Annotated in this window: 9 protein-coding genes; 5 read left to right on the forward strand and 4 right to left on the reverse strand. The window is 73.5% G+C overall.

Features of this window, described 5'->3' with window-relative positions; all coding sequences use genetic code 11:
• Positions 1-82 precede the first annotated feature (82 nt).
• From aceB to TCUR_RS16140, 5 genes are all read left to right on the forward strand, one after another.
• Positions 83-1,690, forward strand: a complete 1,608-nt coding sequence (aceB, locus tag TCUR_RS16120) for a malate synthase A (protein ID WP_012853593.1) — start codon at positions 83-85, stop codon at positions 1,688-1,690.
• A 99-nt stretch (positions 1,691-1,789) separates the two neighbouring features.
• Complete coding sequence (locus tag TCUR_RS16125; RefSeq protein WP_012853594.1) at positions 1,790-3,238, forward strand: FAD-linked oxidase C-terminal domain-containing protein; 1,449 nt, start codon at positions 1,790-1,792, stop codon at positions 3,236-3,238.
• Entirely contained in the window at positions 3,238-4,473 is a 1,236-nt protein-coding gene (locus TCUR_RS16130) for an FAD-binding oxidoreductase (protein ID WP_012853595.1), read from the forward strand. Before TCUR_RS16125 ends, TCUR_RS16130 begins: the two co-directional genes overlap by 1 nt.
• Positions 4,473-5,765 (forward strand): heterodisulfide reductase-related iron-sulfur binding cluster, encoded by a 1,293-nt coding sequence (locus TCUR_RS16135; RefSeq protein WP_012853596.1) that lies wholly within the window; start codon positions 4,473-4,475, stop codon positions 5,763-5,765. Before TCUR_RS16130 ends, TCUR_RS16135 begins: the two co-directional genes overlap by 1 nt.
• Positions 5,766-6,037: 272 nt before the next feature.
• Positions 6,038-6,769: a hypothetical protein gene (locus TCUR_RS16140; RefSeq protein ID WP_012853597.1), complete on the forward strand. Its 732-nt coding sequence runs from the start codon at positions 6,038-6,040 to the stop codon at positions 6,767-6,769.
• Here the strand turns inward: TCUR_RS16140 and TCUR_RS16145 are convergent.
• Genes TCUR_RS16145 through TCUR_RS16160 form a run of 4 tightly spaced genes read right to left on the reverse strand, consistent with a single transcriptional unit; the run spans position 6,766 to position 12,372 of the window.
• Complete coding sequence (locus tag TCUR_RS16145; RefSeq protein ID WP_012853598.1) at positions 6,766-8,478, reverse strand: ABC transporter family substrate-binding protein; 1,713 nt, start codon at positions 8,476-8,478, stop codon at positions 6,766-6,768. The genes TCUR_RS16140 and TCUR_RS16145 overlap by 4 nt on opposite strands.
• The gene (locus TCUR_RS16150) at positions 8,463-10,529 is read right to left on the reverse strand and encodes a dipeptide ABC transporter ATP-binding protein (protein ID WP_012853599.1); all 2,067 of its coding nucleotides are present in this window, start codon (positions 10,527-10,529) and stop codon (positions 8,463-8,465) included. Before TCUR_RS16150 ends, TCUR_RS16145 begins: the two co-directional genes overlap by 16 nt.
• The gene (locus TCUR_RS16155; RefSeq protein ID WP_012853600.1) at positions 10,526-11,398 is read right to left on the reverse strand and encodes an ABC transporter permease; all 873 of its coding nucleotides are present in this window, start codon (positions 11,396-11,398) and stop codon (positions 10,526-10,528) included. The genes TCUR_RS16150 and TCUR_RS16155 overlap by 4 nt, the downstream gene beginning before the upstream one ends.
• Positions 11,395-12,372, reverse strand: a complete 978-nt coding sequence (locus tag TCUR_RS16160; protein WP_012853601.1) for an ABC transporter permease — start codon at positions 12,370-12,372, stop codon at positions 11,395-11,397. The genes TCUR_RS16155 and TCUR_RS16160 overlap by 4 nt, the downstream gene beginning before the upstream one ends.
• Positions 12,373-12,499 lie beyond the last annotated feature (127 nt).

The following is a 12,499-nucleotide window of genomic DNA, read 5'->3' on the forward strand; positions in this document are numbered from 1 at the left end:
GGCCGCTTTGACCCGGGCGAATACCGGGCAGTAGCGTTCCACTAAACAGAAGTCTGTTTTCACGATACGAAAGGGCAGGCAGATGACCGCACCCGACGGTGTGGAGGTCACCGGTCCCCTCCACGAGCGCTACGACGAGATCCTCACGCCCGAGGCGCTGTCCTTCCTGGCCACGCTGCAGCGCGAGTTCGGCGCGCGGCGCAAGGAGCTGCTGGCCGCCCGCGCCGAGCGGGAAAAGCAGCTGGCCGCCGGGGGCACGCTGGACTTCCTGCCGGAGACGGCGCACATCCGCGCCGACGACAGCTGGCGGGTGGCCGAGCCGGCGCCCGGCCTGGTGGACCGGCGGGTGGAGATCACCGGCCCCACCGACCGGAAGATGACGATCAACGCGCTGAACTCCGGCGCCAAGGTGTGGCTGGCCGACTTCGAGGACGCCAACACCCCGCTGTGGGAGAACATGATCCAGGGCCAGATCAACCTGCGGGACGCCCTGGACCGCACCATCGACTTCACCGACCCCAAGACCGGCAAGAGCTACGCGCTGCGGCCGGACGAGGAGCTGGCCACCATCGTGGTCCGCCCCCGCGGCTGGCACATGGAGGAAAAGCACGTCCTGGTGGACGGGGAGCCGATGAGCGGCTCGCTGTTCGACTTCGGGCTGTACTTCTTCCACTGCGCCCGCCGCCAGCTCGCCAAGGGCAAGGGCCCCTACTTCTACCTGCCCAAGATGGAGAGCCACCTGGAGGCGCGGCTGTGGAACGACGCCTTCAACCTGGCCCAGGACGAGCTGGAGATCCCGCGCGGCACCATCCGCGCCACCGTGCTGATCGAGACCATCACGGCGGCGTTCGAGATGGAGGAGATCCTGTATGAGCTGCGCGACCACTCCGCCGGGCTGAACGCCGGCCGCTGGGACTACCTGTTCTCGGTGATCAAGAAGTTCCGCTCCCGGGGCGCGGAGTTCGTGCTGCCGGAGCGCAACGCCATCACCATGACCGCCCCGTTCATGCGGGCCTACACCGAGCTGCTGGTGCGCACCTGCCACAAGCGCGGCGCCCACGCCATCGGCGGCATGGCCGCCTTCATCCCCTCCCGCAAGGACCCCGAGGTCAACAAGGTCGCCTTCGAGAAGGTGCGGGCCGACAAGACCCGGGAGGCCAACGACGGGTTCGACGGCTCGTGGGTGGCCCACCCCGACCTGGTGCCGGTGTGCCGGGAGGTCTTCGACGGCGTGCTGGGCGACAAGCCCAACCAGCGCGACCGGCTGCGCGAGGACGTCAAGGTCTCCGCCGCCGACCTGCTGGCCTTCGACAAGACCCCCGGTGAGATCACCGAGGCGGGCCTGCGCAACAACATCGACGTGGCGCTGCGGTACCTGGCCACCTGGCTGGGCGGCAACGGCGCGGTGGCCATCCACAACCTGATGGAGGACGCCGCCACCGCCGAGATCTCCCGCTCCCAGGTCTGGCAGTGGATCAACAACGGGGTGACCCTCAAGGAGGGCCAGAAGGTCACCAAGGAGCTCGTCGAGAAGATCATGGACGAGGAGCTGGCCGGCATCCGCGCCGAGCTGGGCCAGGCCTACGACGAGCCGCGCTACAACCAGGCCGTCGCCCTGTTCAAGGAGGTCACGCTGGCCGACGAGTACGCCGAGTTCCTCACCCTGCCGGCCTACGAGCGCATGCCCTAGTCTCCGCAGCAGCTCTCTGCACGGAAAATCCGGTGCCGGGGCGCGCCCACGGGCGTGTCCCGGCACGGCCGTGACCACCAGCGCCCGGGAGGCCGAGGGATGAGTTTGCAGGATCTGGCCGGCAGGTTCACCGAGCTGCTGGGGCCGGAGCAGGTGATCACCGACCCGGTGCGGCTGCGCACCTACGAGTGCGACGGGCTCACCTACCACCGGGCCACGCCGGGGCTGGTGGTGCTGCCCGACACCGCCGAGCAGATCGCCGCGATCGTCCGCCGGTGCGCGGCGGCGGGCGTGCCGTACGTGGCGCGCGGCTCGGGGACGGGCCTGTCGGGGGGCGCGCTGCCGCGCAGCGACGGGGTGCTGATCGTCACCTCGCGGATGCGCCGCATCCTGCACATCGACCCCGACAACCAGCGGGCGGTGGTGGAACCCGGCGTGATCAATTTGGAACTGTCCCGGGCGGCCCGGCCGCATGGCTACTACTTCGCCCCCGACCCCTCCAGCCAGCAGATCTGCACCATCGGCGGGAACGTGGCGGAGAACTCCGGCGGGGCGCACTGCCTGAAGTACGGCTTCACCGCCCACCACGTGCTGGCCTGCGAGATCGTCACCCCGGACGGGGAGATCACCACGATCTCCCGCGACGGCGGCGGCTATGACCTGCTGGGCGCGTTCGTGGGCTCCGAGGGCACGCTGGGCATCACCACCAAGATCACCGTGCGGCTGACCCGGCTGCCGGAGACGGTGCAGACGCTGCTGGCGGCCTTCCCCTCCATCGAGGCGGCCGGCAGCGCGGTGTCGCAGATCATCGCGGCCGGGGTGGTGCCGGCGGCGATCGAGATGATGGACGCGCTGGCTATCGAGGCGGCCGAGGCGGCGGTGGCCTGCGGCTATCCCGAAGGCGCCGCGGCGGTGGTGGTGGTGGAGCTGGACGGCCCGGCCGCCGAGGTCGAGCACCAGTTCGCCGAAGTGCGGCGACTGTGCCGCCAAGAGGGCGCCTTTGAGATCCGCGTCGCCTCCGACGAGACCGAACGCGCCCTGATCTGGAAGGGCCGCAAGTCGGCGTTCGCCGCGGTGGGCCGCATCAGCCCCGCCTACCTGGTGCAGGACGGGGTGATCCCGCGCACCGCGCTGCCGCAGGTGCTGGCCGACATCGAGGAGCTGTCGCGGCGGGCGGGGGTGCGGGTGGCCAACGTCTTCCACGCCGGGGACGGCAACCTGCACCCGCTGGTGCTGTTCGACGACTCCGAGCCGCAGGCCGCCGAGCGGGCCGAGCAGGTGGCCGGGCAGATCCTGGACCTGTGCGTGCGGCACGGCGGGTCGATCACCGGCGAGCACGGGGTGGGCGTGGACAAGGCCCGTCACATGCCGCGCATGTTCACCGAGACCGACCTGGACACCATGCAGATGGTGCGCTGCGCCTTCGACCCGGCCGGACTGTGCAACCCCGGCAAGATCTTCCCCACGCCCCGGCTGTGCGGGGAGGTCCCCAGGGTGCGCAAGGAGCCGCATCCGCTGGTCCAGCAGGGAAAGGCGGAATTGTTCTGATGGACGCCCTCCACAAGCGGGCGCTGTCGGCGCTCAGCCGGGTCTGCGGGGAGGTGCGGGAGGGCCTGCCCGCCGAAGGGGTGCTCGGCGTGGTCCCGGCGGTGGTGGCCGCGCCGCGCACCGTCGCCGAGGCCGCCGAGGTGATGCGGGTGGCCGCCGAGCTGGAGCTGGCGGTGGTGCCGCGCGGCGGCGAGACCCGCCTGGAGTGGGGGCTGCCGCCCGAGCGCTGCGATCTGCTGATCGACACCACCGGCCTGGCCAGGGTGGTCGAGCACGCCGCCGGCGACCTGGTGGTCACGGTGGAGGCCGGGGTGACGCTGGGCCGGCTGGCGGAGGTGCTGGCCGGTGCCGGGCAGCGCCTGGCGCTGGATGTGCCGACCCCGCACTCCACGGTGGGCGGCACGGTGGCCGCCGGGGCCGGCGGGCCGTCCCGGCTGCTGCACGGGTCGGTCCGCGACCTGCTGATCGGGGTGACGATGATCCGGGCGGACGGGCGCATCGCCCGCTCCGGCGGCAAGGTCGTCAAGAACGTGGCCGGCTACGACCTGGGCAGGCTGCTGGCCGGGTCGTTCGGCACGCTCGGGCTGATCGTGGAGGCGGCCTTCCGGCTGCACCCGCTGCCGGGCGCCCGGGCGTATGTCAGCGGCGAGTTCGGCGACGTCGCGCAGGCCCATCGGGCGGCGCAGCGGGTGCTGCACTCCCCGCACGTGCCCAGCGCGATCGAGGTGGACACCGAGATCGGCGGGGCGGTGCGGTTGTGCGTGCTGCTGGAGGGCGTGCCGGAGGGGGTGGCGGCCCGCGCCGAGGCGGTGGCGGACCTGCTGGGCGCCGGCGCCCGCATCGCCGACGCCCCGCCGCCGTGGTGGGGCCTTTACCCGGACGGCACCACGCTGATCGAGCTGACCGGCCCGCCGACGGCGCTGCCGCGCATCGTCGGCACGCTGCAGGAGCACCGGGCCGCGGAGACGGTGCTGCGCGGGTCGGCGGGGGCGGGCATCTGGCACGTGGGGCTGGGGTCCGCCGAGCCGCAGGCCGTGGCGAAGCTGCTGGCCGATCTGCGCGGCATGCTGGCCCCGCTGCCGGGCGGCGCGGTGGTGCGCTATGCCCCCCAGGCCGTCCGCGAGGAGATCGACCTGTGGGGCCCGATCCCGGCCCTGGCGCTGATGCGGCGGGTGAAAGAGCAGTTCGACCCCGGCCGCAGGCTGTCGCCCGGCCGTTTCGCGGGAGGGATCTGATGACGTCTGCAAGCCGGGAGCCGGCTTCGCTGATCGGCGACTGCGTGCACTGCGGGTTCTGCCTGCCGACCTGCCCCACGTACGTGCTGTGGGGCCAGGAGATGGACTCCCCCCGCGGCCGCATCCACCTGATGAAGCAGCACCTGGAGGGCGAGCCGCTGGGGCCGGCCATGGTCGAGCACTTCGACCGGTGCCTGGGCTGCATGGCGTGCGTGACGTCGTGCCCGTCCGGGGTGCGCTATGACCGGCTGATCGAGACGACCCGGCAGCAGGTGGAGCTGGAGCATGTGCGTCCGGCCGCCGAGCGGGCCGTCCGGGAGCTGATCTTCCGGTTGTTCCCCCACCCCCGGCGGCTGCGCATGCTGCGCGGCCCGCTGCGCGTCTACCAAAGCAGCGGGCTGGACCGGCTGGCCGAGCGCACCGGGGCGCTGCGGCTGCTTCAGCGGTGGGCGCCGGCGCTGGCGGCGATGGAACGGCTGGCGCCGCCGCTGGGACGCCCGTCCCGCCTGCCGCGGCGGGTGGCCGCGCGCGGCCGGCACCGGGCCACGGTGGGCATGCTCACCGGCTGCGTGCAAAGCGAGTTCTTCCCCGAGGTCAACGCCGCCACCGCCCGGGTGCTGGCGCTGGAGGGCTGCGATGTGGTGATCCCGCCCGCCCAGGGCTGCTGCGGCGCGCTGTCGGTGCACGCCGGCCGCCGCGAGGAAGGGCGGGAGCTGGCGCGCCGGACGATCGCCGCGCTGGAAGGCGTGGACGTGGTGGTGGTCAACGCGGCCGGCTGCGGCTCGACCATGAAGGAGTACGGCGAGCTGCTCGCCGACGACCCGGTGTGGGCGGCGCGGGCGAGGGAGCTGAGCCGCCGCACCCGCGACCTGGCCGAGTTCCTGGTGGAGCTGGGGCCGCGCGCCGAGCGGCATCCGCTGGAGATGACGGTGGCCTACCACGACGCCTGCCACCTCTCCCACGCCCAGGGGATCCGCCAGCAGCCCAGGCGGCTGCTGGCGGAGATCCCCGGGCTGACCGTGCGGGAGATCCCCGACCCCGACATCTGCTGCGGCTCGGCCGGGATCTACAACCTGCTGCAGCCGCAGGCCGCGGCCGAGCTGGGCGACCGCAAGGCGGCCGGGGTCGCCGGCACCGGCGCCGAGCTGCTGGTGGCCGCCAACCCCGGATGCTCGATGCAGATCGCCGCGGCGCTGCGCCGCCGGGGGAAGCAGATCGCGGTGGCGCACACCGCGCAAGTCCTGGACGCCTCGCTGCGGGGACTGGGCCGAAACGCGCTATTGCCCCGCTGACTTGGACAGACAGCGGCCGGGAAGACGCCGGGGAGCCGCGGTGCTACTGACATGCAATCCAATTTCTCCGGGGGCCCAAAGCATCGCACCAGTCCCTGCTGTATCGTCTGCCGCTAAGCCATACCGGCGGAAAGCGCAACGGTTCCACCCGAACCGTTGATCTACTGTGAAACGGCCGTGATCCGGTCGCGATCACCGTCCACCGGACCGAACACCGCATCCACCGCAGGCGTCACGAGGGGCCGGACGCTCTCACCGACCGGGAACGAACGATGTCCAACAGCTATCGCTCGCAGCGCCGTCGCAAGCAGCGCAACGCCGGAAAGGTCGGGCTGGCCGGCGCGCTCACCGGAGCCCTCGGCATCGGCGCCGTCGTCGCCGGCTACGTCGCGCTCAAACCCGACGCCGAGCCGTCGTCCCCGCCGGCGATCGGCGCCCAGGAGAGCACCCAGGGCGGCGGCGCGGTCACCGACGCCCCCCGCACCGGGCCGACCCTGAACGTCACCACTCCCGAGGGCTACGGCTACGGGCTGGGCGCCGCCCGGGCGGGCACCGACGACTCTCCCCTGCCCGGCAGCACCCCGCTCCCCAAGGGCACCACCTACGCCTACGCCGAGTACGTGCTGACCAACACCCAGCAGCGGCCCATCCTGCTGGACTTCCCCGCCGACCTGTTCCTGCCGCTGAAGTACGTGCCCTCCTCGGCGCGCAAGCGCTGCATGCCGCAGCCGGGCGTCCCGGAGGACATGTGCACGCTGCCCAACCGCAGCCGGATCACCGCCCGGCTGAACGGCTCGCCGGGCCTGATCGCCGACGGCGCCGACAAGCTGATGCCGCCCGGCTCCTCCTACCTGGTGCGCATCGCCACCGAGCTGCCGGTCAGCGCCCGCATCGATCCGGCCGACATCCGGCTGTATGTGTGGAACGCCCGCTTCACCAGCGACCGCAAGGGCATCGAGGTCCAGATGCCCGAGCGGGACTCAGAAAGCCGGGCGGGGCGCTAGCCGGCCGGGCGGGCGAGGAAACCGATGTCCTCATAGGCCAGGTCGCAAAACCCCCGGGCGCCGAAGTTGGCCAGCTCCCCGCGCACCGCCACCAGCTGCGGACGTTGATACAGCGGCAGCACGGCGGCCTGCCGCCACACCAGCCGGTCGGCCTCGTTGACCAGACGGCGGGCCTTGACCGGGTCGAGCTCGGCGACGGCCCGGTCCATGGCGGCGTCCAGCCGCGCCGAGCCGACCCGCGCGTAGTTCTGCTGGATGCCGCCGCGGCGCGGCATGGCGAACACCGCCCGGTTGGCGGAGACGGGGAACGGGGTGCCCAGCCAGGAGAACGGCACGATGTCGAAGTCGCCGGGCAGCACGTGGCGGTCGAACAGGTCATCGGTGGGCACCGGGTGGATGTCGATCCGCACCCCGATCCGCGCCAGCATGGCCTGCACCAGCTCGCCCTCCCGCCTGCTGATCTGCTGGGTGGCGGGCACCACGAAGCGCAGCGCCAGCACCCGGCCGTCCTTGACCCGGTAGCGTCCGGTGCGGCGCCAGCCCGCCTCCTCCAGCATCCGCGCCGCCCGCTGCGGGTCATGGCCGCCCAGCACACCGGAGTTGTCGACATAGCCGGCCTGGGTGTGCATGAAGAAGTGGTTGCCGAGCACCTGGACCGGCCAGTCCAGGTCCTTTAAGTCGGCCTCGGCCAGCGCCCGCCGGTCGATCCCGATCATGATCGCCCGGCGCACCCGCACGTCCGCCAGGATCGGGCCGGCGGCGTTGAAGGTCAGGTGCCGCCAGTCCGGCCCGGCCGCCCGGCGGATCACCGCGCCCGGCACCCCCAGCGCCCGGCGGTAGGCGGCCGCGTCGCCGCCGGCCTCCAGCACGTCCACCTCGCCGTTGGCGAAGGCGCCGGGCATGGCGGCGGGGTCCATCACCCGGAAGACGATCCGGTCCAGCAGCGCGGGCCGCCCCCACCAGCGCGGATCGCGGACGATGGTGATCGTTTTGGCGGTGCGGTCGATGGACTCGACGCGAAACGGGCCGGCGGTCACCGGCACCCGGTGCAGCCAGCCCCGGTTGAAGACCTGCGGGTCCCGGCTGGTCGCCGCCGGGTACAGCGGGCTGAACAACGCCCGCCAGTCGGCGAACGGGCGGGCGAAGGTGACCACCGCCTGCCGCTCGTTCCGGCCCCGGCGGACGCCGGCGATCCGGTCATAGCCGGTGACGGCGGCGACCTGGAAGCGGGCGTCACGCCCGGACAGGGCGCGGGCCTGGGCGGCGAAGTCCCGGTAGGTGATGGGGGTGCCGTCCGACCAGCGCGCCTTGGGGTTGATGGTGTAGGTGACGGTCTGGACGGGCCTGGTGCGGATCTTCACATCCGCCAGGTACTCGGGGACGGGGTGAGAGACGCCCGCGGCGTCCGAGCGCATCAGGTAGGGCATCACCCCGCGCAGAACCTCGTTGACCACGCCCTTGGATCCGTTGAGGTGGTGGAAGTTCCACTGAGCGGGGAACTCGGGCATCGGCCGCCGCAGCGTGCCCCCGCTGCGCAGCCGCTCGCGGGGCATCGGGTTGATGTCGTGGGAGGGAATCTGGGACACGTGCTCGGGCGTCCTGCCGGCCGACGGCCCGAAGTCGCAGCCGGCCAGCGCCGGCAGGGCGGCCAGCACGATCACGCACGCCAGGGCGGGCGCCGAGGCCCGCACTTTCACGGGGTCGTCCATGGGGGCATCGCCTCCGGGTAGTGGCACGCCGCGAACTGGTCCGGGCCGACCCGCAGCGGCCCGGGATCGTCCTGCTCGCAGCGCCGTGACCGGGCGGGGTCCAAGGCGGCATAGCGGGGGCAGCGGATGCGGAACCGGCATCCGGCGGGCGGTGGCCTCCCCTCGTGCTCGGGGGGCGCCGGCGGCGGGAAGCGGCGCCGCCCGCCCCGGGGGTCGGGGGGCAGCACGGCCGCCAGCAGTTCCCGCGTGTAGGGGTGGGCGGGCCTGCGGTAGACCTGGCCGACCTCGCCCGCCTCCAGGATCCGGCCCCGGTACATCACCGCGACCCGGTCGGCGACGTGCCCGACCATCGCCAGGTCGTGCGCCACCAGCAGGCAGGCCGGCCCGAGGCGGGCCTTGAGGTCCTGCAGCAACTTGAGCACCCCGGCCTGGACCGATGCGTCCAGTGCCGAGACCGGCTCATCCAGCAGCAGCAGCCGGGGGTCGGTGGCCAGGGCGCGGGCGATGGCCACCCGCTGCCGCTGCCCGCCCGACAGGCTCGCCGGGTACCGTCCGGCCAGCTCCGCCTCCAATCCCACCAGCGCCAGCAGTTCCTCGATCCGGGCGGCGGCGTGGCGGCGGGGCAGGCCGCAGGCGCTCAGCGGCTCGGCCAGCACGTCGGCGACGCGCATCCGCGGGTCCAGGCAGGAGGAGGGGTCCTGGAAGACCAGCTGGATGCGGCGGCGCAGCGCCTTGCGCCGGGCGGCGGTGAGGGCGGCGACGTCGTGGCCGAGCACGGTGATCCGCCCGCCCTGCGGGGCGCGCAGCCGCGCGATCTCCAGCAGGGTGGTCGTCTTGCCGGCGCCGGACTCGCCGACCAGCGCCAGCGTCTCCCCGGCCCGCACCGTGAAGGAGACGCCGTCGAGGACGGGCACCGTCTCGGCCCGGCGCAGCGGCCCGGATGAGCGCAGCCGGTGGCGGCTGACCAGGTCGCGCACTTCCAGCACCACCGGCCGCTCGGTGCGGCCGGACGGCGCGCGGGCGGCGGGCGGCCCGCTGAACGGCGCCGCGGGCCTGGGGTAAAGGTCCCCGGGGTCGCCGATGTCCTGCAGGCAGGCGACACGGTGGCCGTCCTCCCCCACCACTCGCGGCTCGGGTTCGGTGCGGCGGCAGCGCGGCTGAGCGACCGGGCAGCGCGGGGCGAACGGGCAGCCCGGCGGCAGGTGCCCCGGAACCGGCGGGGCGCCCTCCAGTGCCACCAGGCGTGACCCTGCCGGTCCCGCGGTGGACGGGGTCTCCTCCAAGCGCGGCACCGACCGCAGCAGCCCGATGGTGTAGGGCATCCGGGGACGGGTGCAGACGGCCTCCACCGGGCCGGTCTCCACGGCCCGCCCGGCGTACATCACCAGCACCCGGTCGGCCAGGTGCGCCGCCACCCCCAGATCGTGGGTGATCACGATGACCGCGGCCCCGGTGGTCTCCCGGGCCCACTGCAGCACGCCCAGCGTCCGGGCCCGGGCGAGACCGTCCAAAGCGGTGGTGGGCTCGTCGGCGACGATCACCGACGGGCGGTTGGCCACGGCCATCGCGATCATGACCCGCTGCCGCATGCCGCCGGACAGCTCGTGCGGGTGGGCGCGGGCGCGCCGGGCGGGGTCGGGGACGCCCACCAGGTCCAGCAGTTCCACCGCGCGGGCGCGGGCGGCCGCGCGGCGCAGCCCCTGGTGGACCCGGATGGTCTCGGCGATCTGGTCGCCCACCGGGCGGACCGGGCTCAGCGCCGCGGCCGGATCCTGGAAGATCATGGCGATGTCCCGGCCGCGGACGGCGGCCAGCTCGGCGTCGGTTCGCCCGATCAGTTCCCGTCCGTGCAGCCGGACCGAGCCGCCGATCTTGGTGCCGGGCGGCAGCAGTCCCATGAGGGCCAGGGCGGTGGCGGACTTGCCGCAGCCGGACTCGCCGACGATGCCGAGCACCTCCTCGCGCTTAAGAGAGAAGTCCACGCCCCGCACCGCCGGCACCCGTCCGCCGTGAAACCCCACCCGCAGGTCCCGGACCTCCAGCACGGTCACCGGGCACCGCCCCCCGCGGCCGGGTCCAGGGCATCGCGCAGTCCTTCGCCCACCAGGTTCACCGCCAGCACGGTCAGCACCAGCAACGCGGCGGCGAACCCGAACAGCCAGGGGAAGGCGGTCACCGCGCCGCTGCCGTCGGCGATCAGCGTGCCCAGCGAAACGTCCGGCGGCCGTACCCCGAACCCGAAGTACGCCAGGGCGCTTTCGGCGACGATGGCGACGCCGACGTTGAGCGTGCCGTCGATGATCAGCAGTGAGGCCAGGTGGGGCAGGATGTGCCGTAGCACGGTGCGCACGGGGCCGACTCCCATGTAGCGGGCGGCCAGCACGAACTCGCGCCGTTTCAGCGAGATCGTCATGTGCCGGACCATCCGCGCGGTGATCGTCCACATGACCGCCGCCAGCACCGCCACCAGCAGCGGCCAGGTCGCCCCCAGCGCCGGGGACAGCATCGCCACGACCAGGAACGCCGGCACCACCAGCAGCAGGTCCGTCCCCCACATCAGCGTCCGGTCGATCCAGCCGCCGGCGTACCCGGCCGTGATCCCCACCAGCGCGGCCAGGGCGGTCGTCAGCGCCGCCGCGCAGAACCCGATGAGCAGGGAGCGCCGCATGCCGCGCAAGGTGAGGGCGTAGACGTCCCGGCCGCTGTCGGTGGTGCCGAACCAGTGCTCGGCGGACGGGGGCTCGCGGATCGCGGTGAAGTCGGTGTCGGTCCACTCCCACCGCGACAGCGCCGGGCCGGCGAAGGCCAGCAGCACCAGTGCCCCCAGCAGGGTCAGCCCCAGCACGGCCCGGCGGTCGGCCAGCACCCGCCGGGCCCATAGCGCGGTGCGGGAGGGCAGCGGCCGCGGCACGGCGGTCACCGGACCGCTCCGGCCCTGGGGTCCAGCAGCCGGTGCGCGACGTCGGCGACCAGCCCGGCCAGCAGCACCAGCAGCGCGGCCAGCAGGCCGACGGCGGCGACCACGTTGACGTCCCCGCGGTGCAGTGAGTCGATCAGCCATTCACCGACGCCGTGCCAGCCGAAGATCTTCTCGGTGAAGAAGGCGCCCAGCAGCACCGCCCCGAACGTGTAGGCCAGGTAGGTGGTCACCGGGGCCAGCACGGTGCGCAGCCCGTGCCGCAGCAGCGCCCGGCGGCGCGTCAGCCCCCGCGCCATGGCCGCGCGCACGAAGTCGGCGCCCAGCACGTCCAGCATCAGATGGCGCTGGTAGCGGCTGATGACGGCGGCCTGCACCAGCACCACCGTCACGGTGGGCAGCAGCAGGTGCCGCAGCCGCTCGCCCAGCCGCGCGCCGCCGTGGCCCGGCGTGTACTCCCCCACCCACTCAAAGAGCTGCACGCCGGTGAGGCGGTTGATCCGCTCGGCGCCCAGCTGGAGCAGCACGGCCAGCACGAAGACCGGGGTGGACAGCAGCACGAACGAGCAGACGGTGATCAGCCGGTCGCCCGCCCCGTTCCGGCGGATCGCCGTGCCCGCGCCGGCCAGCACGCCCAGCGCCCCGCCGAGCAGGACGCCGGCCGCCAGCAGCCGGAGGCTGACCAGGGCGCGGCGCCGCAGCTCGGGGGCGACCGGCTCGCCTTCCAGGGTCCGGCCGAGGTCGCCGCGCACCGCCGCGCGCGCCCAGGTGGCGTAGCGCCGGAACAGGGGCGTGCGGTCGTTGAGGTTGAGGGCGGTCAGCTCGGCGTCCACGACGGCGTCCGGCGGGCGGGGGTTGCGCTGCTCGAAATGGGCGCGCGGCCGGAGGGCGGAGGCCGCCAGCAGGTAGGTGAGGCTGGCCGCCAGCACCACGAGCACCACCCCGTGCAACAGCCTGCGAACCAGGAAACCCGCCACCTACTCCCCCTTGAGACCAGGGCAGTACGGCATGTTACTGAGTCGTCACGGGACGCGCAGGGAAATCGGGACCTGGTGCGTTCGTTCCGTTTCGGAACGTGATCCCAGAGGGGGCCGTGATGCGCGG

This window comes from Thermomonospora curvata DSM 43183 (genome assembly GCF_000024385.1).
GTDB lineage: Bacteria > Actinomycetota > Actinomycetes > Streptosporangiales > Streptosporangiaceae > Thermomonospora > Thermomonospora curvata.